The sequence below is a fragment of the Streptomyces sp. NPDC019224 genome (assembly GCF_040632605.1).
Classification (GTDB): Bacteria; Actinomycetota; Actinomycetes; order Streptomycetales; family Streptomycetaceae; genus Streptomyces.
Window position 1 is genome coordinate 14,283 of record NZ_JBEYCF010000047.1, and the last position, 23,338, is coordinate 37,620.

General features: G+C 73.3%; 22 protein-coding genes. 9 read left to right on the forward strand and 13 right to left on the reverse strand.

The genetic code is table 11. The features are described from left to right. Positions 1 to 179 precede the first annotated feature (179 nt). A complete protein-coding gene (eccB, locus tag ABZ564_RS25365; RefSeq protein ID WP_360860783.1) occupies positions 180 to 1,730 on the reverse strand; it encodes a type VII secretion protein EccB in 1,551 nt (516 codons plus the stop codon). A gap of 245 nt (positions 1,731 to 1,975) precedes the next feature. Between eccB and eccE the strand changes: the two genes are divergently transcribed. Together eccE and ABZ564_RS25375 are read left to right on the forward strand one after the other, a co-directional pair. Next, positions 1,976 to 3,154 (forward strand): type VII secretion protein EccE, encoded by a 1,179-nt coding sequence (eccE, locus tag ABZ564_RS25370; RefSeq protein WP_360860785.1) that lies wholly within the window; start codon positions 1,976 to 1,978, stop codon positions 3,152 to 3,154. Then, complete coding sequence (locus ABZ564_RS25375; RefSeq protein WP_360860787.1) at positions 3,151 to 3,900, forward strand: hypothetical protein; 750 nt, start codon at positions 3,151 to 3,153, stop codon at positions 3,898 to 3,900. Before eccE ends, ABZ564_RS25375 begins: the two co-directional genes overlap by 4 nt. 112 nt (positions 3,901 to 4,012) lie before the next feature. Here the strand turns inward: ABZ564_RS25375 and ABZ564_RS25380 are convergent, their stop codons facing one another. Next, positions 4,013 to 6,595, reverse strand: a complete 2,583-nt coding sequence (locus tag ABZ564_RS25380; protein ID WP_360860789.1) for a bifunctional FO biosynthesis protein CofGH — start codon at positions 6,593 to 6,595, stop codon at positions 4,013 to 4,015. 35 nt (positions 6,596 to 6,630) lie between these two features. Continuing rightward, positions 6,631 to 8,001 (reverse strand): serine/threonine-protein kinase, encoded by a 1,371-nt coding sequence (locus ABZ564_RS25385; RefSeq protein ID WP_360860791.1) that lies wholly within the window; start codon positions 7,999 to 8,001, stop codon positions 6,631 to 6,633. Between the two features lie 261 nt (positions 8,002 to 8,262). Between ABZ564_RS25385 and helR the strand changes: the two genes are divergently transcribed. Next, positions 8,263 to 10,461, forward strand: coding sequence for an RNA polymerase recycling motor ATPase HelR (helR, locus tag ABZ564_RS25390; RefSeq protein WP_360860793.1), 2,199 nt, complete (start codon positions 8,263 to 8,265; stop codon positions 10,459 to 10,461). A 5-nt stretch (positions 10,462 to 10,466) separates the two neighbouring features. On the opposite strand, the gene ABZ564_RS25395 is transcribed toward helR, so the two are convergent. Continuing rightward, positions 10,467 to 10,886 carry an ATP-binding protein gene (locus tag ABZ564_RS25395; protein WP_360860795.1) on the reverse strand — a complete coding sequence of 140 codons (420 nt, stop codon included), beginning with the start codon at positions 10,884 to 10,886 and terminating at the stop codon, positions 10,467 to 10,469. A 133-nt stretch (positions 10,887 to 11,019) separates the two neighbouring features. On the opposite strand from ABZ564_RS25395, the gene ABZ564_RS25400 reads away from it, so the two are divergent. The 3 genes from ABZ564_RS25400 (at position 11,020) to ABZ564_RS25410 (ending at position 12,342) form a co-directional block, all read left to right on the forward strand. Continuing rightward, positions 11,020 to 11,886, forward strand: a complete 867-nt coding sequence (locus ABZ564_RS25400; RefSeq protein WP_360860797.1) for a helix-turn-helix transcriptional regulator — start codon at positions 11,020 to 11,022, stop codon at positions 11,884 to 11,886. After that, positions 11,883 to 12,128, forward strand: a complete 246-nt coding sequence (locus tag ABZ564_RS25405; RefSeq protein WP_360860799.1) for a DUF397 domain-containing protein — start codon at positions 11,883 to 11,885, stop codon at positions 12,126 to 12,128. Before ABZ564_RS25400 ends, ABZ564_RS25405 begins: the two co-directional genes overlap by 4 nt. Positions 12,129 to 12,201: 73 nt before the next feature. Continuing rightward, positions 12,202 to 12,342: a prevent-host-death family protein gene (locus ABZ564_RS25410; RefSeq protein ID WP_360860801.1), complete on the forward strand. Its 141-nt coding sequence runs from the start codon at positions 12,202 to 12,204 to the stop codon at positions 12,340 to 12,342. 42 nt (positions 12,343 to 12,384) lie between these two features. Here the strand turns inward: ABZ564_RS25410 and ABZ564_RS25415 are convergent, their stop codons facing one another. Next, positions 12,385 to 12,825, reverse strand: coding sequence for a DUF4333 domain-containing protein (locus ABZ564_RS25415; protein WP_360860803.1), 441 nt, complete (start codon positions 12,823 to 12,825; stop codon positions 12,385 to 12,387). 91 nt (positions 12,826 to 12,916) lie between these two features. Continuing rightward, entirely contained in the window at positions 12,917 to 13,390 is a 474-nt protein-coding gene (locus ABZ564_RS25420; protein WP_360860805.1) for a hypothetical protein, read from the reverse strand. 198 nt (positions 13,391 to 13,588) lie between these two features. Here ABZ564_RS25420 and ABZ564_RS25425 point away from each other — a divergent pair, with 198 nt between their 5' ends. Beyond that, positions 13,589 to 14,314: a class I SAM-dependent methyltransferase gene (locus ABZ564_RS25425; protein WP_360860807.1), complete on the forward strand. Its 726-nt coding sequence runs from the start codon at positions 13,589 to 13,591 to the stop codon at positions 14,312 to 14,314. Between the two features lie 33 nt (positions 14,315 to 14,347). Further along, positions 14,348 to 15,826, forward strand: coding sequence for a hypothetical protein (locus ABZ564_RS25430; RefSeq protein WP_360860809.1), 1,479 nt, complete (start codon positions 14,348 to 14,350; stop codon positions 15,824 to 15,826). 11 nt (positions 15,827 to 15,837) lie between these two features. Here the strand turns inward: ABZ564_RS25430 and ABZ564_RS25435 are convergent, their stop codons facing one another. The 7 genes from ABZ564_RS25435 to ABZ564_RS25465 all read right to left on the reverse strand — a co-directional run bounded on the left by ABZ564_RS25435 (position 15,838) and on the right by ABZ564_RS25465 (position 22,315). Beyond that, positions 15,838 to 16,434, reverse strand: a complete 597-nt coding sequence (locus ABZ564_RS25435) for a hypothetical protein (RefSeq protein WP_360860811.1) — start codon at positions 16,432 to 16,434, stop codon at positions 15,838 to 15,840. Positions 16,435 to 16,499: 65 nt separating this feature from the next. Further along, complete coding sequence (locus tag ABZ564_RS25440; RefSeq protein ID WP_360860813.1) at positions 16,500 to 17,330, reverse strand: LLM class F420-dependent oxidoreductase; 831 nt, start codon at positions 17,328 to 17,330, stop codon at positions 16,500 to 16,502. A gap of 118 nt (positions 17,331 to 17,448) precedes the next feature. Then, positions 17,449 to 18,285, reverse strand: a complete 837-nt coding sequence (locus ABZ564_RS25445; protein WP_360860815.1) for a hypothetical protein — start codon at positions 18,283 to 18,285, stop codon at positions 17,449 to 17,451. Positions 18,286 to 18,399: 114 nt separating this feature from the next. Next, a complete protein-coding gene (locus ABZ564_RS25450) occupies positions 18,400 to 19,596 on the reverse strand; it encodes an MFS transporter (protein ID WP_360860817.1) in 1,197 nt (398 codons plus the stop codon). A 281-nt stretch (positions 19,597 to 19,877) separates the two neighbouring features. Next, positions 19,878 to 20,654 carry an ABC transporter permease gene (locus ABZ564_RS25455; RefSeq protein WP_360860819.1) on the reverse strand — a complete coding sequence of 259 codons (777 nt, stop codon included), beginning with the start codon at positions 20,652 to 20,654 and terminating at the stop codon, positions 19,878 to 19,880. Beyond that, positions 20,651 to 21,619 (reverse strand): ATP-binding cassette domain-containing protein, encoded by a 969-nt coding sequence (locus ABZ564_RS25460; protein ID WP_360860821.1) that lies wholly within the window; start codon positions 21,617 to 21,619, stop codon positions 20,651 to 20,653. The genes ABZ564_RS25455 and ABZ564_RS25460 overlap by 4 nt, the downstream gene beginning before the upstream one ends. Before the next feature lie 33 nt (positions 21,620 to 21,652). Continuing rightward, on the reverse strand, positions 21,653 to 22,315 hold the full coding sequence (locus tag ABZ564_RS25465; protein ID WP_360860823.1) for a DUF4097 family beta strand repeat-containing protein: 663 nt from the start codon (positions 22,313 to 22,315) through the stop codon (positions 21,653 to 21,655). Positions 22,316 to 22,578: 263 nt separating this feature from the next. On the opposite strand from ABZ564_RS25465, the gene ABZ564_RS25470 reads away from it, so the two are divergent. After that, complete coding sequence (locus ABZ564_RS25470) at positions 22,579 to 23,319, forward strand: helix-turn-helix domain-containing protein (RefSeq protein WP_360860825.1); 741 nt, start codon at positions 22,579 to 22,581, stop codon at positions 23,317 to 23,319. Positions 23,320 to 23,338 lie beyond the last annotated feature (19 nt).

Here is a 23,338-nt window from a genome sequence, read left to right on the forward strand (position 1 = left end):
CCGGAACCTGTTTGCGGAGCAGAATCCTCGGCCGCCGCGGGCACCGCCGAAAACGCCGGAAGACCGATGTTCGCCGCGCATGTCAGAAGCAGTACGACGGACGCGGAACGAACCGCCGGACGAACCGGACGACGGAATGTACTGCGGGTGGTCATTTCGCGCTTCCCCCTCATCCGCCGTCAGGAACTCTGCGGTTGTTTCGCGCTGTTGGTGTCGAGCCGGGGCCCCTTGGGCAGCAGACTCGACCAGTTCTCCGGCACCGGCAGCGGCTTCACGTCCTTGTACCCGAGCCTGATCTGCGCCTGGTTGACCTCGGCGGCCAGTTCCTCAGGGGTCCCGGGCTTCGCGGTCTCGCCGATCTTCGAGGGGTCGGCGCTGCTGTCGTTGTTGGTCTGCACCGCGTACCGCAGCCCGGTGTCCGTCACCAGGAAGATCGACCCGGTGCTCGGCGACGCCCCGCTGAACTGCCGGTACAGCACACCGCTGCCCGGAGTGACGTACGCGCTGGTGGCGCCGTCCAGGAAGCTCACCGGGTAGCGGGGGCCGGCCCAGGTGGTGAGTTCGGGCACGCCCCGGGAGTCGACGCCGTGCAGCACGTTGCAGACGGTCCCGGTCCGGGCGGAGGTGTCGTTGGCCTGGCTCGGGACGCTCTTCGGCCAGCTCTTCGACGCGTAGAACTCCTCCGGCGACGAGGTGAAGGACTGCGGGGCGACCTCGACGGCCTGCGCCTTCTGGCCCAGCACCTCCGCCTCCGGGCTCGTCAGGAGCAGCCGGGCGACGAGGTCGGAGACGGGCGAGACCGCGCCCGGCAGCACGACGTAGTGCTGCATCCCGGTGCCGGCGACGGCCTTGAGCACCGTGCCCACCTTGTTCAGGCGGGGTTCCAGGCCGTCCACGCCGGCCGGGTCGCCGGCCTTGCCGGGCAGCTTCGGGAAGTCGATGGCCGCACCGGCGTGCAGGGTGCCGAGCCAGTCCTTGGTGACCTTCTGGGGCCGGGCGCCGTCGCCGAACAGCGAGCGCCGCAGCACCTCGTCGCGGGCCGGGGGCCGGTCGCCCCCGGTGGTCCCGACGGCGTGCCGCGTACCGTCCGCGTCCACCAGGTACCGGGTGCCGTCCCCGCCGTCCGCCTCGACGTAGAGGGCCTGCCCCTCGTGCAGCCGCCGCTTGCCGCCGACCTTGTCCGCCTCCCGGTCGGCGAGCAGGAAGACGGCCTTCTGCACGGTGTCGCCGGAGCCGGCGCCCGGCTGCTCGCAGACCGCCCAGAGCTTGCTGCGGCCCGCCTCGTCCGCGCCGGGCAGCCGGTCGGGCGCGTACGGTATGCCGAGCATGGGGCCGCGTTGCAGCTTGCCGCTGTCGAGTTCGGACTCGGGCACCTGCATCACCGAGGAGTTGTCCGGGTCCAGGAGCAGTTTCGCCGAGGCGAAGTTCAGTACCGGGTGCAGGCGCTTGACGCCCTTGGTCTCCAGGACCACGTACCGGGTGGTGGATTCGCTGCCGACGATGACGTGGGCGCCGGGATCGGTCCAGCCGCTCGGGACCTTGGGCTTGAAGATGCCCCAGGCGCCGAAGCCCGCCACCAGCAGGGCGCCGACCACCACGCTCGGCAGCACGGCGCGCAGCGGGCGCGGCGCCGCCTCGTCCGTTCCGGCCGCCGAAGGCTGCAGGAAAGCGGCGACCAGTCTCTTCTTCGCGAAGGTGTAGGCATTGAGTTCGTCACGCCGTGATGCCATCTGCCGGATTTCTCCCCGTGGTTGTGGACGCCTCGCGACCCGACCCCACTATGCCCGCCCGCTCCCGTCGGCCGCTGTCCGGGTGCGGCCTTCGGGGGCAGTGGGCGGCCGCGGACCGGTGTGCCGATAGCGTGGGTCCGCTCGCACATGCCGAAGTGCCGTGACGCGGAGGGACATACCGGGGGATGAGCAGCACGACGACCGCAGTGACGAGGTTGCATCCGCGGCCTGGACGGATCGGTGGAGTGCGGCTGCACCAGATGGTGCTGCTGGAGATCGCCGGCGCACTGGTGCTGATCGCGTGGGTGACGGACAGGGCCCTGCTGATGACGGTGGGCCCGGTGGCGGCCGTCCTGGTGCTGCTGGCGGCCCTGCGGTGGCGGGGGCGGCCGGCGCTGGAGTGGTTCAAGGCGGTCCTGGCCCTGCGCGCCCGGCTGCGCGCGGCGCGGCGGCCGTGGTCCGCCGAAGGCGTCGACCCCGCACTGGCACCGGTCCTGGAGTGCGAGGACGCGCTGCGCACGTACACCTACACCGACCGGCAGCGCGAGCGAGGTGTCGGGATGGTGGGCGACGGTACGTTCCTGACGGCGCTGCTCCTCGTGCAGCCCCGGGACGAACCGCTGCGCGCGGCCCGGGAGGCGCGCCCGCTGGAGCTCGGCCTGCTGCACGAGGCCCTGGAGGTGGACGGCATCCGGCTGGAGTCGGCGCAGGTCGTGCAGCACACGCAGCCCGCGCCCGGCCCGCACCTGTCGGAACAGGCCGCCGCCGCCCGCTCGTACGCACAGCTCCAGACCTCCTCGGGCGCTCCGGCGGTCCGGCTGACGTGGATCGCCCTGAAGCTCGACCCGAAGCTGTGCCCGGAGGCGGTACAGGCGCGCGGCGGCGGGCTCGGCGGTGCGCAGCGGGCGCTGCTGCGCACCGCGGACCAGCTGGCGAGCCGGCTGACGGCGGCCGGGTTCGACGCCTCGATCCTGACCGAGGCCCAGCTGACGTCCGCCCTGGCGACGTCCGCCGGGGTGAACCCGCAGGCCAGCGCGCTCGCGGCCCGGTCGGAGAATCCCGAGCGGCGCACCGTGGAGTCCACCCGCACCTGGCGCTGCGACGACCGCTGGCACACCACGTACTGGGTCGGCCGCTGGCCGCACCTGGGCGCGGGGGCGGCGGCTTCGGCCCAAGTGGTGGCGCTGCTGACGTCGATGCCGGCCCCGGTCAGCACGTTCAGCATGACGGTGTCGCGCGGCACGGGCGGCACGCCCGCGGTCAGCGGGCACGTCCGCCTCACCGCCCGCGGGGCCGAGGAACTCATCTCGGTGCGGCGGCAGCTGGAACGTGCCGCGCGCGGGGTGAAGGTCGGTCTGGTACGGCTGGACCGCGAACAACTGCCCGGTGTGCTCGCCACCCTGCCGCTCGGAGGTACCCGTTGACCCCCCGCCGTACGAGCCCGGCCCCCGCCCCGCCCGCGACCGGCCGGGCCCGTGCCGGGCGCGGGCTGCTCGGGCCGCGCCGGGGCCGGCACGCGCTGCCCGTGGAGCAGCTCGCCGCCCTGCGGCTGCCGCTCGGGGACGACGGGGTCGTGGTGGGCACCGACGCGCAGGGACAGCCGGCGGTGCTCGGCCTCTTCCGCCCGGTCCAGCTCGACGTCGTGGTCATCGGCAGTGTGTGGACGGCCCAGGTGCTGGCGCTGCGCACGGCCGGCACCGGGGCGCGCGTCGCCGTCGAGACGGCCCGGCCGCAGGCGTGGTCGGGACTCGCGCAGGCCGCGGGCGGCGGCCAGGAGTGCATGACGGTGCACGGTGTGAAGCAGGTGGGGCCGCAGGGCGCCTCGGTCGCCGGCCCGGTCCTGGTGGTCCGGGACTGCGGCATGCGGCCGCCGCGCAGCCGACTGGCCCCCGGGCCCTGGCAGTCCGTGCTGACGCTGCTGCCGTTCCTGGGCCCGACGGCGCCGAAGCTGGTGGAGCACGCGGGGCTGGTCGGCATCCAGCGGGTCTCGCCGGAGGAGGCGGCGGTCCTCGGCCGCGTCCTGCGGCTGCCCCGGGCGAACGCGGAGGCGCTGTCCCAGCTCGGCGACGACATGGTGCTGTGGTGCACGCCCAAGCACCGCAAGCTGGTCAAGATGCAGCCGACCGCCATCGAGGCCGGGCTCCTCGGCGGCCCGCGCCGCCTGGACTGACCCGGCCCCCGGACGACGGCCCGCACCGCCCTGACTGACCCGGCCCCCGGACGAGAGCCCCCGCCGCCCGGACGGACCCGGCCCCGGACGGCGGGGCCGCGCCGCCGCCGGGTCAGTCCGGCAGCACCGGCAGCAGCTCCGGCAGGTGTCCGTCCGAGGCGGCGGCCGCCGCGATCCGCTCCTCGGGCACCTCCTCGTACAGCGTGGTGCGCGGCTTCGCGGGGCGCCCCGCGAGGTCCGCGATGGCGACCAGGTCGCGCACCGAGCGGTACGAGCCGTAACCCGACCCGGCCATGCGGGAGATGGTCTCCTCCATCAGCGTGCCGCCCAGGTCGTTGGCACCGGATCGCAGCATTTCCGCCGCGCCCTCCGTGCCGAGCTTGACCCAGCTGGTCTGGATGTTGGTGATGTGCGGGTGCAGGAGGAGCCGGGCCATCGCGGTGACGGCCCGGTTGTCGCGGTCGGTCGGGCCGGGGCGGGCGATGCCGGCGAGGTAGACGGGCGCGTTGGTGTGGATGAAGGGCAGCGTCACGAACTCCGTGAAGCCGCCGGTCTCCTGCTGGAGCGCGGCCAGGGTGCGCAGGTGGCCCAGCCAGTGGCGGGGCTGGTCGACATGCCCGTACATCATGGTCGACGAGGAGCGCAGGCCCACCTCGTGGGCGGTCCTGACGACCTCCAGCCAGGTCGCCGTGGGCAGCTTGCCCTTGGTGAGGACCCAGCGGACCTCGTCGTCCAGGATCTCGGCGGCCGTGCCGGGGATCGACCCGAGCCCGGCCTCCTTCGCGGCGACCAGCCAGTCCCGGATCGACATGCCGGTGCGGGTGGCGCCGTTGACGACCTCCATCGGCGAGAACGCGTGGACGTGCATGCCCGGCACGCGCTCCTTCACCGCGCGGGCGATGTCGAAGTAGGCCGTGCCGGGCAGGTCCGGGTGGATGCCGCCCTGCATGCAGACCTCGACCGCGCCCACGTCCCAGGCCTGGGCGGCCCGGTCGGCGACCTGGTCCAGGGAGAGGGTGTACGCGTCGGCGTCGGTGCGGCGCTGGGCGAAGGCGCAGAAGCGGCAGCCGGTGTAGCAGACGTTGGTGAAGTTGATGTTGCGCGTGACGATGTACGTGACCTCGTCGCCGACCACGTCACGGCGCAGCGCGTCCGCGATCCGGCACAGCTCGTCCAGGGCCGGTCCGTCCGCGTGGAGCAGGGTGAGCGCCTGGTCGTCGGTGAGCCGGGTCGGGTCGTCGGCGGCCCGGCTCAGCGCCGCGCGCACGTCCCCGTCGATCCGGGAGGGGACCATGCCGGGGGCCGCCGCCTCGCGCAGCGCCTCCCAGTCCCCGTAGACCACGTCGAAGTCGTCGCGGCGGTCGCCGGTGCGGCCCTCGGTGTCGATGGTGCGGTGCAGGTCGGTGCGGCCGGAGGCGTTGAACCCCTCGTCGGGCTCCTGCCACGGCAGCCCCTCCGGGATCGCGCCCTCGCGAGCCAGGCCCGTCTCCGGGTCGGCGAGCGCGCGCACGTGCGGCAGGAGGCGCGGGTCGAGCCAGGGTTCGCCGCGCTGGATGAACTCCGGGTAGATGGTGAGGCGTTCGCGCAGCGTGAAGCCGGAATCGGCGGTGCGGGCGGCGAGTTCGTCGATGTGCGGCCAGGGGCGCTCGGGGTTCACATGGTCGGGGGTCAGCGGCGAGACCCCGCCCCAGTCGTCGATGCCCGCGCCGATGAGCAGGGCGTACTCCGCGTCGACGAGGTTCGGCGGGGCCTGGATGCGGGCGGACGGGCCGAGGATGTGCCGGGCGACGGCGACGGCGGCGGCCAGCTCCTCCAGCTCCGCGTCCGGCATGCCGCGCATCGCGGTGTCGGGCTTGGCCCGGAAGTTCTGGACGATGACCTCCTGGATGCCGTGGTAGGCGCGGGCGGTGCGGCGCAGTTCGAAGAGGGCGTCGGCGCGCTCCTCGTACGACTCGCCGATGCCGATCAGGATGCCCGTGGTGAACGGCACGTTGGACCGGCCGGCGTCCTCCAGGACCCGCAGCCGGACGGCGGGTTCCTTGTCCGGGGAGCCGTGGTGCGGGCCGCCGGGCTCCGACCACAGCCGGGTCGCCGTCGTCTCCAGCATCATCCCCATGGAGGGCGCGACCGGCTTGAGCCGCTGGAGGTCCGTCCAGGTCAGCACCCCCGGGTTGAGGTGGGGCAGCAGACCGGTCTCCTCCAGGACCCGGATCGCCATGGCGCGTACGTACGCCAGGGTGTCGTCGTACCCCTCGGCCTCCAGCCACTCCCGCGCCTCGGGCCAGCGGTCCTCGGGCCGGTCGCCGAGGGTGAACAGGGCCTCCTTGCAGCCCATCGCGGCGCCCTCGCGGGCGATGGCCAGCACCTCGTCCGGCGACAGGAACATGCCGTGCCCGGCCCGGCGGAGCTTGCCGGGGACGGTGACGAAGGTGCAGTAGTGGCACGTGTCGCGGCAGAGCCGGGTCAGCGGGACGAAGACCTTGCGGGAGTACGTGATGACCCCCGGCCGCCCCGCCGCCTCCAGGCCCGCGTCCCGCACCCGGGCGGCGGACGCGGCGAGATCCGTCAGGTCGTCGCCGCGCGCCCGGAGCAGCACGGCGGCCTCCGCCCGGTCGAGTGCGACACCGTCACGGGCACGCCTGAGCGCCCGTCGCATGGAGTTGGTGGTGGGGGGCCCGCTCTGAGGATCGGTCATGTCCCCGAGCATACGAGCGGGTGGTCGGCGCCCCGCTAACCGTAGTAGTCCAGGATCAGCGGCAGGTCCTGCGTCCATTCCCGCAGGCGGGACCGTCTGCGGGCGGTCAGCATCCAGGTGTGGACGGCCCCCGCGCGCAGGCGGACGGTGACGCCGAGGTGCTTGGGCCCGGTGACCGCGTACTCGACCCTGCCGATCTCGTCCCAGGTGAACTGCAGCACGGCTCCGTCGACCGACTCGTACTCGATCCCCAGCGCGTCGATGACCAGCGAGGTGTCCGTGCCCACGCCCACGAACCCGATGTCGCCCTCGGCGTCGGCGGGCCTGGCCCGCGGCTGGTGCCACGGACCGGCCGGCGCCCCCTGCGCGTACGGGTTCGGGGCGGCGGCCGGCGGGTACGGCGACGGGCCGTACGGGGACGGGGACGGGGACGCGTACGGGTTCGGGACCGCGGCGGCCGGCGGATACGGGGACGGGTACGGGGTGGTCGGCGCGACCGGCGGGTACGCGGGCGGCGGCGGGGCCGGGTCGGCGGGGGGCCGGGAGTGCTGCGGCGGGATGGCGTCGACGGGCTCCGGCGGTACGGCCGGGGCGGGCGCCGGGCCGCCGGGCACGAACAGGTCCAGCAGGGCTTCCGGGCCGGGGCGCCTGCCGGGCTCCTTCTCCAGGCAGGCCGCCACGACGCCCCGCACCCCCTCCGGCACCGCCTGGAGGTCCGGCTCCTCGTGCACCGACCGGTACATCAGTCCCATCGGCGTCCCGGCCCCGAACGCGCTGCCGCCCGCCGCCGCGACGAGCACGGCGCCCAGGGCGAACACATCGGCCGCTCCGCCGACTTCCAGGCCCTGCGCCTGCTCGGGGGCGAGGAACCCCGGCGTTCCGAAGGCCACCCCGGTCGCGGTGAGCCGGGTCGACTCCAGGGCGCGCGCGATCCCGAAGTCCAGGACGCGCGGCCCGTCCGCCGCCATGATGATGTTGCCCGGCTTGAGGTCGCGGTGGACGAGGCCGCAGCGGTGGATGGCGGCCAGCGCCTCGGCGAGCGCGGCGCCCAGCTGCCGCAGCCGCGCCTCGTCCATCGGCCCCTCGGCCCCGACGAGCGCGGCGAGCGTGGGCCCGGGGATGTACGCCGTCGCCAGCCAGGGCGCGGGCGCGTCCGGGTCCGCGTCGACCACCGGCGCCGTATGGAACCCGCCGACACTCCGCGCCGCCTCGACCTCGGCCCGGAAGCGCGTACGGAAGTGCGGATCGGCGGCCAGCTCGGGCCGCGCCACCTTCACGGCGACCGCGCGCCCGCCCCTGGACCGCGCCAGATAGACCACGCCCATGCCGCCGGCGCCGAGTTCCCGCTCCACGGCGTACCCGCCGACCTTCTCGGGCAGGCCCGCCCCGTCCGTTCCGTACGCCATGCGCTCGGCGCTCCCCCCGTGATCCGGCGGCCCAGTATGCCGTGTGCCTGCCAATACACGGCACGGCGGGCGGGGCGTCGGGCGGGACGGGAGAGGCGGTGCGGGAGGTGCCGGGTGTGTTCACCGGCCGGCCGGGAAGGGACAGTCACCTCCGGCCACTCTCAACGTATAGCGCAAGGGGGGCCTTGCCGCAAGGCCCCCCTCGTACCGCACAATCGCTGACCTGAACCAGCCACCCGCGGCATTTGGGAGTTCTGCGTAGTGCCCGATCGGAGTCCTGTCATCCCCTCCCCCACCCTCACCCCGAGCGCCTTCGCGCTGACCGGCGACCGCGCCGAAGCCAAGGCGGACCCCGCCCTGATCGCCGGCGACGAGCTCCACTTCGCGGCGGTCGCGCGCTGCCTGGAGGAGACCGTCGCCGAACTGACCGCCGCCCTCGACGCCGCCCGCCGCGCACCGGGCGGAGTGGGCCGGCAGGCGATGGACCGGGACGCGGAGATCCACCGGCTCTCCGCCCGGCTGCGCACCCTGCGCCGCTTCGGCCTGGACCTGTGCCTGGGCCACATGGCCGGGGCGGACGGCTCCGATCCGGTGTACGTGGGCCGGCTCGGCCTCACGGACAGCGAGGGCCGCCGGCTGCTGACCGACTGGCGCTCCCCCGCGGCCGAGCCGTTCTTCGGGGCGACGCACGGCAACCCGATGGGCCTGGCGAGCCGCCGCCGCTACCGCTGGACCGGGGGCCGGATCAGCGACTACTGGGACGAGGTGTTCACGCCGGACGCCTTCGCCGGCCACGCCGCGCTCGACGACCAGTCGGCGTTCATCGCGAGCCTGGGCACCAACCGGTCGGCCCGGATGCGGGACGTGCTCGGCACCATCCAGGCGGACCAGGACGCGATCATCCGGGCCGGCTCGCGCGGCGCGCTGGTCGTCGACGGCGGTCCGGGCACCGGCAAGACGGTCGTCGCCCTGCACCGCGCCGCGTACCTCCTGCACGCCGACCCGCGACTCGGCCACCGGCGCGGCGGTGTCCTGTTCGTCGGCCCGCACCAGCCGTACCTGGGTTACGTCGCCGATGTGCTGCCGAGCCTCGGTGAGGACGGGGTGCGTACGTGCACCCTGCGCGACCTCGTCCCGGAGGGTGCGGCGGCGATGCCGGAGGCCGATCCGGAGGCGGCCCGGCTGAAGGCGTCGGCGGGGCTGGTGCGGGCCGTCGAGGCGGCCGTCGCGTTCTACGAGGAGCCGCCCGCCGAGGGGGTGACCGTCACCACGCCGTGGGCGGACGTCCGGCTGACCGCCGCCGAGTGGGCCGTGGCCTTCGAGTCGGCGCCGGGCGTCCCGCACAACGAGGCGCGCGACGCGGTCCTGGAGGAGATCCTGGCGATCCTGGCCGACAAGCACGCGGACCGGCAGGACGAGGAGGTCCCGGAGCATCTGGTCCGCCAGGCGCTGTTGCGCGACCGCGAGCTGATGACGGCCTTCGACCGGGCCTGGCCCCTGCTGGACGCGGCGGACCTGGTCGGCGACCTGTGGTCCGTCCCGGCCTATCTGCGGACCTGCGCGCCCTGGCTCACCCGGGATGAGGTGGCCCGGCTCCAGCGTGCCGAGCCCCAGGCGTGGACGGTGTCCGACCTGCCGGTCCTGGACGCGGCCCGGCAGCGGCTCGGTGACCCGGACGCGGCCCGCCGCCGGCGCCGCAACGAGGCGACGGCCGCCGCCGAGCGGGCGCGCCGGGCCCAGGCGATCGACAGCCTCCTGGAGAACGCCGAGATCGACGAGAGCCAGGGCGCGGTGGGGATGCTGCGCGGCCGTGACCTCCAGGACACGCTGCTCGACCCGGACGCGCTGTCCACGGCCGAACCGGACCTGCTGGCGGGGCCGTTCGCCCATGTGGTGGTGGACGAGGCGCAGGAGCTGACCGACGCGGAATGGCAGATGCTGATCCAGCGGTGTCCCTCGCGCAGCTTCACGATCGTCGGTGACCGCGCGCAGGCCCGGCACGGCTTCACGGAGTCGTGGCGGGAGCGGCTGGAGCGGGTCGGCCTGGACCGGATCACCCTCTCCGCGCTGACCGTCAACTACCGCACGCCGGAGGAGATCATGACGGCTGCGGAGCCGGTGATCCGGGCCGCCCTGCCGAACGCCAACGTCCCGGTCTCCATCCGCAGCAGCGGCATCCCCGTCGCCCACGGCCCCGTCACGGACCTGCCCGCCGTCCTCGACACCTGGCTGACCACCCACCCCGAGGGCACCGCCTGCGTGATCGGCGCCCCGGCCGCCTTCCGCCCGCCCTCGCCCCGGGTCCGCGCGCTGACCCCGTCCCTCTCGAAGGGCCTGGAGTTCGACCTCGTGGTCCTGGTCGAGCCGGAGCGCTTCGGCACGGGGGTCGGCGGGGCGGTGGACCGGTACGTGGCGATGACCCGGGCGACGCGGGAGCTGGTGGTGCTGGCAGGGGTGTGAGGGCCTCACCGCCCCGAGGCCACCCGCGCCCACACCGTCTTGCCGACCACCCGCTCCACCACGCCCCACTCCGCCGCCAGCACCGCCACCAGGCGCAGCCCGTGCCCCGACTCCGCGCCGGGGCCGCCCGCGCACAGCTCCGGCCGCCGCTCGCCGCGCGCGTCCGACACCTCGACACGGAACCCCTCCGCCTCGGGGAGTACGCGCAGTTCGAAGTCCCGGCCGGTGACGTGGCCGTGCAGCACCGCATTGGCAGCCAGCTCGGCCACGACCACCGCCACGTCGTCGGACAGCTCGCTGCCGTACGGGACGCCCCAGGCGTCGAGTTGCTGCACGGCGAGGCGTCGGGCGAGCCGGGCCCCTCGGCGGGTGGCGCTGAAGCGCTGGACGAAGTCGGTACCCACAAGGGTGATTTCGGCGTTCATGTGACCCAGCGTGTCCGCCTGCTCGTACGCTGACCAGCAGTGACCACACGACTCCACCAAGCTGTACGGGCCCGCCCGACCGGCTGTACGGGGTGTCGGCCGTGACCGGACGGACAGAGGCGGTACGGGGCGGATGACGAACACGCAACGTGAGGAACGGCCGGAGCGCCCGGCCGAATCGGATGGCACCACGCACCTGTTCAGGGCACTGGGCCGCCAGCTGAAGTTCTTGCGCGAACGGGCGGGGATGAGCCAGAAGGAGCTCGCGGCGGCAACGCATTGCGGCGAGGACCTGGTCTCCGCCATGGAGCGGGGGGTGCGGACGCCGCAGGTGGAGTTCCTGGCCTTGGCGGACCGGGCCCTGGACACGGGCGGCTTGCTGTCGGCAGCGGCGGAGGAGGTACGGGAGGCGCTGGCGCGGTCGCGGGCGCGGCACCCGGGATGGTTCCGGGACTACGCGCGGACGGAGGCGGAGGCGGTTGCACTGCACATCTACAGCACTCAGGCGGTCCCTGGCCTTCTCCAGACGGAGGAGTACGCCCGCGCGGTGTTCACCCAGCGGCGGCCGCTGCTGGACGAGCAGACAATCGAGAAGCGCGTGGCGGACCGCATGTCCCGCCAGCAGCTCTTCGAGTGCTGGCCCGCGCCGACGCTCAGCTTCCTTCTGGAGGAGTCCATTCTCCAACGCCCGATCGGCGGGGAGAACGTTCACCACGCTCAGTTGCAGCGTCTGCTGACGGCAGGACAGATGCGCAATGTGGAACTTCAGGTCGTGACGACCGACCGGGCGGAGCACCCCAGCCTGGACACGTCGTTCACCCTCGTCACGCCGAAGGGACGCCAGGAGGCCGCGTACACCGAGACCTACGGGTATGCAAGGCTGATCACGGACCCGGCCGAGGTGCGAGTCTTCACCGAACGTTACGGAATTCTGCGGGCGCAGGCTCTCTCCCCCAGGGAGTCCCTGGCACTCATTGCAAAAATGTTGGGAGACCGATGAACACTGAGCAATTCCACTGGTTCAAGAGCAGCTACAGCGGCGGCGAGGGCGGCGCATGCATCGAGGTCGCCTACGACTGGCGCAAGTCCAGCTACAGCAGCGGCGAGGGCGGCGAGTGCATCGAGGTCGCGTCCTGCGCGACCACCGTGCACGTCCGCGACTCGAAGAACGTCCCCGGCCCCCACTTCGACGTAACGCCCACGGCCTGGTCCGCGTTCGTCACGTACGCCCGCCAGGGCTGACCAGCCGGACGGCGAGCCCGGCCTCGGCGCTCGCCGTCCGCCCGGACCCGCCTCGGGCTGACGCACTTCGCGCATGAGCGACAACCGGCAGGAACGTACCGAGCCGGAGGACGCCCGGGCGCTCGCCGCGTACCGGGCCCGGCAGGCGGCCGGCCTCGCCGAAACCGTTCCTCACGACGAGGTACGCGCACGGCTCGGCCTGGAGCGGCGCTGACGCACCGACCACCGGACCCGCGCCGGGGCCCGCCTGGCCCTCTCAGCCGCCCGGCGTCTCATCCACCTTGAAGTCCATGTTCACCTTGCCGCCGACCACCGACTTCGCGGTGACCGTCACCCCGTACTGCTTGCCGCCGTCGGCCAGTTGGCAGCGGACCGTGGCGCCGACCTTGGCGGGCAGGTCCTCGGGGCAGGAGAAGGCGTCGGGCTGCTTGCCCACCTGGGCGGCGAGGGCGGCCTTGCCCTGGCGGGCGACCTCGGCCTTGGCCACGGCGCCGGACGCGCCGGTGTCGGTGCCCGTGGAAGCGGACGGCTGCGCGGAGTCGCTGGGCTGGGGGTCGACGGACGCCTGCTTGGCGACCTGATCCTTCTCGACGACCTTGTCACCGCCGGAGCTGGACGAACAGCCCGAGACGAAGAACAGCGCCAGCGTCCCGGCCGCCGCTCCGGCCACCATCCGGCTGCGCAGCGAGTGCTTCACACGGTCCCCCTAGCTTCGATGTACACGCCAAGAACTGGCCTGCCAAGCTATCACCAGGCTCCGAACGGGCGGCCGAAGCAGGGGGCGACCCTCAGGAGTAGGTCCACCGCCAACTGCTCCCGCTGGCACTGCACTTGATCCGCGTGCCCGACGCCGTCGTCGTCACGGCGCCGTGGTCACTGTTGCGGCAGAACTGGCCGGCGCTGTAGCAGTTGCCCGCGTTGGAGCGGATCGAACAGGTGCTGGTGTGGGTGGTGCTGGACCCGCCGCCGGACGACCCGCCGCTGCTCCCGGAGCCGGAGGAGGCCGCCTTGGTGACGGTGACCGTGACGGTCGGCCCGGGCACCTTCACCGTCTTCGTCCTGGTCACCGTGGGCGCCGGGGCGGGTGCGGCGGTCTCGGTCGCCGTGGCGGTCACCGTGACCGTGGGCGCGGGCTTGGCGCTCGCCGCCGCCACCTTGGGCGCGTCGTCCTGCCCGGACTCCGAGCAGCCGACCGCCCCCAGGGCGAGCAGGGCTATCCCGCCGATCCAGATCCGCGTGCGCCGGCTCAACACCTTCGGCATGAAGTCCCCCCACAGGTCTTGTCATATGCCTCTTCGAGTGAGGTGACCGTATTACCTCGAACGAGATGTGGGGGAATCGCGGAGGAGTAGTGATCACATCGTGATCATTGGCCGCACGGTCGGCAGGCGCCGCCGGGTGGCCCCTCGGCCTCGAAACCCGCTCGCCGCCCGGGTCCGGCCCCGCCTAGGTTCGACGCCATGGCTGACGACTGCTTCGCCCACCCGCTCCTCGCCCCGCTCTACGACCCGCTCGACCCCGACCGCAGCGACCTCGACGCCTACCTGGGGATGGCGGAGGAGTTCGAGGCGCACCACGTACTGGACATCGGCTGCGGCACCGGGGTGTTCGCCCTTCTCCTGGCCGATCACGGGAAGGAGGTCGTCGGCGTCGATCCCGCGCAGGCGTCCGTCGACGTCGCCCGGGGCAAGCCGGGCAGCGAGCGCGTCCACTGGATCTGCGGTGAGGCCACGGCCCTCCCGCCGTTGCGCGTCGACCTCGCGACCATGACCGCGAACGTCGCTCAGGCCATCGCGGACCCCGGGGCCTGGCGGGCCACCCTGCGGGGAGCACGTGAGGCGCTGCGGCCCGGCGGGCGGCTGGTCTTCGAGACACGGGTGCCGGCCCGGCGCGCCTGGGAGGAGTGGACCCGCGAGCGGTCCCACAGCGTGACCGATGTCCCCGGTGTCGGTCCGGTGGAGACGTGGGTGCAGGTCACCGAGGTGGCCGGGCCGCTCGTCTCGTTCCGCTGGACCTACCGGTTCGCGGCGGACGGGCAGGTGCTGACCTCCGACTCGACGCTGCGCTTCCGGGAGCGGGAGGAGGTCGAGGCGGACCTGGAGGCGCAGGGTTACGTCGTGGAGGACGTCCGCGACGCGCCCGACCGCCCCGGCCGGGAGTACGTCTTCGTCGCGCGCCGGGACTGATCAGCCCTCCCGGGGCCGTGGCATCATCCCGCAGTGACTCCCGACGACATCGAACGGTCCGCCACCCCTGCCGAACGGCGTCTCGCGGGCCTCGCGCTCAATCCAGCCGCCCCCGACGACGTCCTGCTGCGGCTGCTCGCGGGCGAGTCGGCCGCCGTACGCATGGTGCTGTGCCGGGACCGCGTGCTGCCCGAGGCCGTGGTGGACGCGGTGGTCGCGCACCCGGACGCGTACACGCGGAGCTTCCTCGCCCGCAGCCCGTACGCCGAACCGGAGCAGCGGGCCCGGCTGGTGGACGACCCCGACTGGTTCGTCCGGGCGCATCTCGCTGACGAGCCCCTGCGGGCCAAGGACGGTGACCCGGTCAGGCCGTTGCCGGACCGGACCATCGTGCGCATCATCGAGACGTACGAAGACGACCTGATCGGGATCGGGCTGCTGCGGCAGATGTCCCCAGGGTTCCGGCGCGGCACGGCGACCCATCCCGTGGCCAAGGTCCGGCAGAAGTGGGGCGGCGTGCACTGGGATGTGCTGGCGCCCTGGGCGCGGGCCGCGCTGCTGGCCGACCCGGACCCGGGCGTCAGGGAGGCGGCAGCCCGCAGCCACCGGCTGCACGAGCGGCTCCGGGACCCGGACGCGGTGCGGGAGGACCTGCCCGACGGCCCCTGCAACGCGCGCTGGAGGCTGCTGATGTACGGCGCCCTGGCCCCGGACGTCGTGGCCGCCGCCCTGGACACGGACGACGCGTGGTCGATGGCGGGCAACACCAGCACACCGGCCGAGACCGTCGCCCTCCTCGCCGGGCACGCCGACCCAAGGGTACGGAGACGGGTCGCTGAGCGGGCCGACCTCGCCCCCGCCCTGCGGCACGCGCTCGCGGTGGACCCCGATCCGGGCGTACGCCTGGCCCTCTCCGTCCACCCGGCGCTGACCGAGGCGGAACGCGCCGCGATCGACTACGAGGTGCCCGAGGACGAGGACGACCGGCACCCCCCGTTCGCGCACGCGGACCCGGATCCCGCGCGGCTACGCCGGGACGCGCGGTCCGGGCACCCCTGCCTGCGGCGGCGGGCGGCCCGGGAACCGGGGCTCCCGGCGGACCTGGTGGCGGAGCTCGCGGACGACCCGGACCTCGGCGTACGCGTGCTGCTGTGCCGGAACCATCCGGCCGCCCCGGCCGCGCTGCTGCTCCGCACCTTCCTGGAGTACACCGGCCCCCACCGGTGGTACCTCACGCGCCGCCCCGGCTTCCCCCGTGCGGGGCTCGCTCGCTTCGCCGACGTCGAGGAGCCGGCCGTCCGCCGCCTCGCCCTGCTCGACCCCCGGCTCGTCCCGGAGACAGCGGACCGGCTCACCCGCGACCCGGACCCGCTGGTCCGCGCGGACGCGGCCCGCCACCCCCGGCTCCCCCAGGCCCGGCTCACCGCGCTGCTCGACGACGCCGAACTCGCGCCCCGGGCCGCCGCGAACCCGGCTCTGCCGCTCGCCACGATGAACGCGCTGTTGGCGTAACCGCCGCCCCCTCATCCCAGGCCGCGCTTCGCGCGCTCCGCCTCGATCAGGGTCTCCATCAGCTTCCCCGGGTCCACCGCGTAGTCGTTGTCGTCCAGCGCGTCGTACTCCGCCGCGCCCAACGGCAGCCCCAGCGCGGCCAGTTCCTCCGCCAGCTGCGCGTACGCGACGCGCTCGTCGGGTTCGTCCTGGTAATGGGCCTGTTCGGCGGCGGCACCCTCGGACAGGGTGGAGCCGGACATGGGCCAGAGGGTGAACTCCGTGTCCAGTTCGATGGGGCGGCCGGCCGGCTCGTCCGGGTGCAGCCAGTACCCGACCCACCCCTTGCCGCCCTTGGCGACGAGCTTCACGTACGCCGCCATCCGCGCGGCCCCGGCGTTGACGGCCTGCATCTCCGGGTCGGCCAGCTCCTCCTCGCTGAGGTAGCCGGTGTCCAGGAACGGGTGGAGCTCGCCCGGCTCGAAGAACTCCAGACCGAGCAGGCGGGCGAAGTCGTCGCGGCCCTCCCACTGTGCGACCAGCAGCACGCGCAGGTCGTCGGGGACCGGACGGCCGTCCAGCCGCTCGCGCGAGAACTCGGCGAGCCGTTCGCCGTAAACAGGGTCCACGGAGCTTCTCCAGGGTCGAGCCCGATCCGGACGTCAACGTAACAGCGGGGTCCGACAGGCGGGTCCTACAGATGCGCCGCGTACGCGTCCAGCGTCCGCAGCACCTCCGGTTCCGGGGCCGGGGGCAGCTGGACGACGACCTCCTCGATCCCCAGGTCCGCGAAGCGGGCCAGCTTTCCCGGGTCCGGGAGGACCGCGTACGGGACGACGTGGAGGTCCTTCGGGTCGCGGCCGGCCGCCTCCCAGGCGGTACGCAGGCGGGGCACGGACTCCGAGAGGCCCCGGCCGCCGATGGGCAGCCAGCCGTCGGCCGACTCCGCGATGTGCGCGAAGAGCCTGGGGCCCGCCGCGCCCCCGATCAGGGTGCGCGGGCCCTGCGGCCGGGACGGCTTCGGGTACGCGTGGCTGGCCCGGACCGAGCCGAACTCGCCCTCGTACGCCGTGGGTTCCTCCGCCCACAGCGCCCGCATCAGGGCAAGGCGCTCACGGCCCAGGCTCCGGCGCGTCGCCCACTCGACGCCGTGGTCGGCGGCCTCCTCGACGTTCCAGCCGTAGCCGATGCCGAGGGTGAAGCGGCCGGCGGAGAGGTGGTCCAGGGTGGCGATCTGCTTGGCGAGGTCGATGGGGTCGTGCTGGGCGATCAGGGTGATGCCCGTGCCCAGGGTCAGCCGCTCGGTGACCGCTGCGGCCTGGGCGAGCGCGACGAAGGGGTCCAGGGTGCGGCCGTACTCGCGGGGCAGGTCACCTCCCGCCGGGTAGGGGGTGTCGCGGCTGACCGGGATGTGGGTGTGCTCGGGCAGGTAGAGCCCGGCGAACCCGCGCTGTTCGAGCTGGTGCGCCAGCCGCACCGGGGTGATCGTCTCGTCGGTGAGGAAGATCGTGGTGGCGATCCGCATACGAAGGCACCTCCGTCGTTGTCCCGTGAGGGCCCAACGTATGCGGTCCGGCACGTGAAGCCGAGACCGTACGGGCGGGGCGGCCGGGTAGGTGGTCACCCGGCCGCCCCGGAGCGTGTCAGCCCTTCGCGGCCGCGTGCACGATGTACGGCATCTTCGGGGCGTGCAGCGTCGCCGGTCCGAGCGTCACGGTGTCACCGGCCGAAGCGATCTGCGCGGTGGTGGACGTGCCCGGGTAGAACCAGCGCCAACTGCCCGAACCGCTCGCGGTGACGGTCGCGGAGAGGCGACCCGAGCTGTTCGTCCTCACCGTCTTCACGGTCGTGTACGCGCTCGTCCCCGCCTTACGGAACTGGAGCTGGACGCTCTGGCCCCCGTACCCCCGGTACTTCAGCGCCTCCCAGTCCGCCCGGCTCAGCGTGCCGGTGACCTTGACCTGCTTGCCGCCCGTGAGCGGACCCGGGCCGGTCGCGGCCGTGGTCAGGGTCGTGGCGCGCTTGACGTTGAACGGGGCGACGCAGTCGAAGATCCAGTAGTCGCCGTCGTTTGCCTGCACATTGCCGTATGCGCACCAACGGCCGACATCGTCGTTGGCGTTCCAATCGCTGTAGCCGGGGAAGTACGCCGGCAAGAGCCGGATCGTCGCCGTGCACTCCGATGTGGTGGCGCTCAGCTTCTTGCACGACTTACCGACTGTCTCGGCCACCCCGCCTCCGGTCGCGTTGGAGAACGTGACGAGCCGGTTCAGGTGACTGACCCCCGAGTTGTCCTTGACCGTCACCTTGATCGGGAACGTCACCGTCTTGCTGATGCCCACGATCACGTTCTTGCCGTTGTTGGTCACCCCCTTGGTGACCCGGATGTCGCCCCGCCCCTCGGCGTTGGCCGCCGTCGCGCCGAGCACCGTCATGGCCGCCACGGCGGCCACCGTGCTCCACAGCACGTGTCTTCGCATGTCCCCTCCTCATCGCACCCCGCCCCGGCTGCCGGGGCGGGCGCGTCGGCACAGCGTAGAGCCGGGGCGCGGGCCCTTCTCCGGAGGGGCCCGCGACGGGGGCCCCGCCTGCGGTCAGCCCGCCGCGGCCACCGCCTCGGGCGCCTCCATCGCACCCAACCGCTGCTCACAGCACCGCCGTTGCCACACCGCCAGTCCCGCCACCGCCACGCCCAGCGCCAGCCAGCCCGCCGGCCCCGTTGCCATGACCACGCCCGTCAGCAGCGGCGGACCCGCCGACTTCTGGATGGACTGGGACATGCCGGCCACCCCCAGGTAGGCGGCCCGCTCGTCCGGCGGGGCCAGCAGGACGGCCAGTTCCCAGGAGCTGACCGAGCGCATCAGCTCCGCCATCGTGACCAGGACCGCCGCCCCGAGCAGGACCACCGCCGCCGCCCAGGGGCCGCAGCCGGTGGACGCGGCCAGCAGGGCGCAGCAGGCGAACAGCAGCCCGCCGTACACCGCCACCGCCCGCACCGCCTTGCCGGGGCCCTCCGCCCTTCGGGAGACGGCGAGTTGGAGCAGGACGACCAGCGCGGTGTTGATGACCAGGAAGGCCGGGACGAGGGCGTGCGGGGCGGAGGTGCGGGTGACGAGCCAGAGGGGCAGGCCGACGCCCAGCACCGAGTCGTCCAGGTTCATGGGGATGTCGAGGAGCACGAAGCGGAGGTAACCCCGGTCCCGCCAGGGGCCCTTGGCGCTCGGTCGGCAAACCTCGGACCGCGCCGCCTTCGCCACCCCGCCCGGCTCCCCCGTACGCCACACCAGCGCGGCGGCGATCAGGAAGGAGAGCGCGTTGCCGAGGATCAGCGCGCGGTACGCGTCCGTCGTGCCCGCCGCCAGGCCGATCGCGGCGAGGCCCGCGCCCAGTCCGTAGCCCGCGTTGGCGGCGCTGCGGGACAACGCCTGGTAGGCGGCGCGGCGTTCGCCCGCGGCGCGGGTGGCGAACAGCATCTCCAGGGTCTTGGCCGCCCGGTCCCCCAGGTAGGTCACGGCGACCACGACGAGCAGCGCCTCGAAGCGCGTACAGAGCAGCACCAGCGTGAGCGTGACGAGGCGCAGCAGGTGGCAGCCGATGAGCAGCGGGCGCACCGGGAAGCGGCCCGCGAGGCGTCCGGCGAGGGGTGAGCCCGCGATGCCGGCGACGCCCGCCGTGCCGAGCAGGACGCCGATCTGCTGGGCGCTGAGGTGGGTGACGAAGGTGAGGTAGAGGACCGAGGAGGCCGCCCACAGGCCGGTGCCGGTGCGGTCGACGGCCAGGGCGCGCAGCATGATCCGGGCGTCCCTGCCGCCCGGCGGGTTGCGCAATTGTGCGAACAGGCCCGCCTGTTCGTGTCCTCCTCGGACGCTCCCCACCTCGTACCCCCACGTATCTCGACATCAAGAGACCTACCGACTCGCGGTAGCCTGCCGGGATTATCTCTTGACGTCAAGATGCTTGATTCCGAGATAAATGCCGTTCCGGCACGTGCAAGGGGCGGCGCACGGCCGACATGGTGTCGGTGTGCGCCGCCCCGGGGGCCGCACCGGCAGGGGCCCGCCGGCCATATCCCCTACTTCGGCTCCCGGTCGAACTGGGCCCTGGACCAGAAGTAGCCGAGGACCGCGAGGCCCACGCACCAGCCGAGCGCGAGCCAGCCGCTGTTGCCGATCTCCGTACCGAGCAGCAGTCCGCGCAGGGTCTCGATCGCGGGGGTGAAGGGCTGGTACTCGGCGATCGGCTGGAACCAGCCGGGCATCGAGTCCAGCGGAACGAACGCGCTGGAGATCAGGGGCAGCAGGATCAGCGGGGTGGCGTTGTTGCTGGCGGCCTCCGCGTTGGGGCTGCCCAGACCCATGCCCACGGCGATCCAGGTGAAGGCCAGAGTGAACAGCGCGAGCAGACCGAGGGCGGCGAGCCATTCCAGGACCGTCGCGTCGGTGGAGCGGAAGCCCATCGCCACCCCGACCGCGCCGACGAAGACCACGCTCATCAGCGTCCGCAGGACACTGCCCACGACATGGCCGAAGAGGATCGAGCCCCGGTGGATGGCCATGGTGCGGAAGCGGGCGATGATGCCCTCGCTCATGTCCATGGAGACCGACACCGCGGTGCCGACGGTGGTCGAGCCGATCGTCATGAGCAGGATGCCGGGAACGATGTACGCGATGTACGCGTCGCGGCCCGCGCCGCCGCTCATGGTGTCGCCGAAGATGTAGACGAACAGCAGGAGCAGCATCACCGGGGTGAGCAGCAGGTTGAGGGTGAGCGAGGGGTAGCGCCGGGCGTGCAGGAGGTTGCGGCGGAGCATGGTGGCCGAGTCGCGGGCGGCGAGGGAGAGGGTGCTCATCGGACGGTCTCCTTGGTCTGGGCGGGGATGGCGGCTTCGGCGTCGGTCAGGGCGAAGAAGACGTCGTCGAGGTCGGGGGTGTGCACGGTGAGCTCGTCCGCCTCGATCCCGGCGGCGTCCAGCCGGTCCAGGACGGTGCGCAGATCGCGCTGGGTGCCGTCGCTGGGGAGCTGGAGGGCCAGCGCCTCGTCGTCGCGGGTGGTGTCGCCGCCGAGCGCGGCGGCCGCCTCGCGGTAGGCCGCCGGGTCGGTGAAGCGCAGCCGGACGTGCCCGCCGGGGACGATCCGCTTCAGCTCTTCGGCGCTGCCCTCGGCCACCAGCTTCCCGTTGTGCAGGACGGCGATGCGGTCGGCGAGTTCGTCGGCCTCTTCGAGGTACTGGGTGGTGAGGAAGACGGTCACGCCGTCGCCGACCAGGCCGCGGATCATCTGCCACATGCCGTGCCGGCTGCGCGGGTCGAGGCCGGTGGTCGGCTCGTCCAGGAAGATGATGCGCGGGTTCCCGACGAGGGTCATCGCGATGTCGAGGCGGCGCTTCATGCCGCCGGAGTAGGTGGAGGCGGGCTTCTTCGCCGCGTCCGTGAGGTCGAAGCGCTCCAGGAGCTCCGCGGTGACCCGCCGCCCCTCGGCCTTGGGCAGGTGGTGCAGGTCCGCCATCAGGAGCAGGTTCTCCTCGCCGGTGATCAGCCCGTCCACGGCGGAGAACTGGCCGGTGACGCCGATGGCGGCGCGTACCGCCTGCGCGTCGGTGGCCAGGTCGTGGCCGCCGACGCTGATCGCGCCGGACCCTTCGCCGGGTGGGACGAGTGTGGAGAGGATCTTGACGGCGGTCGTCTTGCCGGCGCCGTTCGGGCCGAGCAGCGCGAACACCGTTCCGGCCGGAATGCTGAGGTCGATGCCGTCGAGCACGGTCTTGTCGCCGTACGCCTTGCGCAGTCCGGTCGCCGCGATGGCCGGGTTCGTCATGGGAAGGGCTCCTTCGGGGTGAGGGGGGGGTGGTCAGAGGCTGCGGGCGGTGATGTCGCCCTTGGTGGTGGTCGCCCTGATGGTCAGGGCGGGCGCGCCGTCGTTCTTCAGCGCGTTGTCGATGCGGCCGAGGACGGTGCCCGCGTCGAGCGCGGCCGAGACGCCGCGCGCCGCGCCGACCGTGATGTCGCCGAGCTGGGTGGTGAGGGTGAGCTCGCCGCGGGCGGCCTCGTCGACGGTCACGTTCCCGCGCTGGGTGCTGAGCTCGCCGGGCCCGGTGAGGCGGCGGACGATGACGTCGCCGTCGTGCGCGGCGATCCGGGCGCTCGCGGCCTCGTCCACCTTGACGGAGCGGTAGCCGCCCTCGAAGACGACGTCCCCGAGGCGTCCGACGCCCCGGAGCTCGGCGCCGCCGGCCTTCGCGTCGACGTGGGAGCCGGCGGGCAGCTGGACGGTGACCTCGACCGAGCCGAAGTCGCCGAGGAGCCGGTTCCCCTTCGGGCCCCGGATGTCCAGGACGCCGTCGGCGTAGGCGACTTCGGTCCGCTCGGCGGCCTTCACGTCGCGGCCCTTGGCGGCGTCGGCGGGCAGGACCTCGACCGCGGTGTCCGCGCGGTCGGCGGCGATGAACAGGATGCGGCCGGCGGGGATGTCCACGCGGGCGGTGATGGCGGCGGGGGTGTCGAACTTCGGCATGACGCGCTCCTTCTGCGGGAGGCGAGTCCGGGCGACTCGCTCTTTCCGATGAGAGAAACGCTACGTTGCATTCACAGATCAGGCAACGCACTTGATGTCCCAAAGGCCAGTAACCGCACGTCAAAACAGCGAAGTTGGTGCAATGGTCTCGCGCATAACGCAACGACGATGACGCCGTTCGTTGCAATGAGTTGTCAGCGAACGCTATAGTCGGCGCACCGGCCGCCACACGGCCGCACCCGCGCCACGAAGGAGGGACCGCGATGCCGGGAGGCAGGCTCACCCAGCAGGAACGCCGCCAGATCGCCCGGGGCCTGGCGGACGGACTGGCCTACGCCGAGATCGCCCGGCAGCTGGACCGCCCCACCTCGACCATCACCCGCGAGGTCACGCGCAACGGCGGCCCCGCCGACTACCGCGCCGACGCCGCCCACCGCTCCACCGAGCACCGCGCCCACCGCCGCACGAAGGCCGCGTCCCGCGACACGCGCCCCGCGCCGCAGCCCCACGGACGGGACGCCGACGAGGTGGGCGCGTACGAGGAGGCGCTCACGACCGTGCTCCTGGCCTCGGGCGCGCCCCTGATGATGTCGAGGGTGCTCGCCGCCCTGTGCATCAGCGACACCGGCAGTCTCACCGCCGGAGAGCTCTCCGCGCACCTGAAGGTCAGCCCGGCCTCCGTGTCCAAGGCGGTCGCGTTCCTGGAGACCCAGAGCATGGTCCGCCGGCAGCGCGAGGGGCGCCGCGAGCGGTATGTCATCGACGACGACATCATGCACCAGTCGATGATGGCGAGCGCCCGCTCGACGGCCCAGGTCGCCGCGACCGCGCGAGAGGGCGTCCCCGTCCTGGGCGCGGACACCGCGGCGGGCACCCGCCTGGAGAACATGGCCCGCTACCTGGACTTCGTCTCCGAGTCCATGGAGCGGGCGGCCGAGCAGGCCCGGGACATCCTGCACACCAAGCCGGCGCCGGCGCGCGAGGAGGAGAACGGCTCGGACTGACGCGCACTCAGGAGGCCTC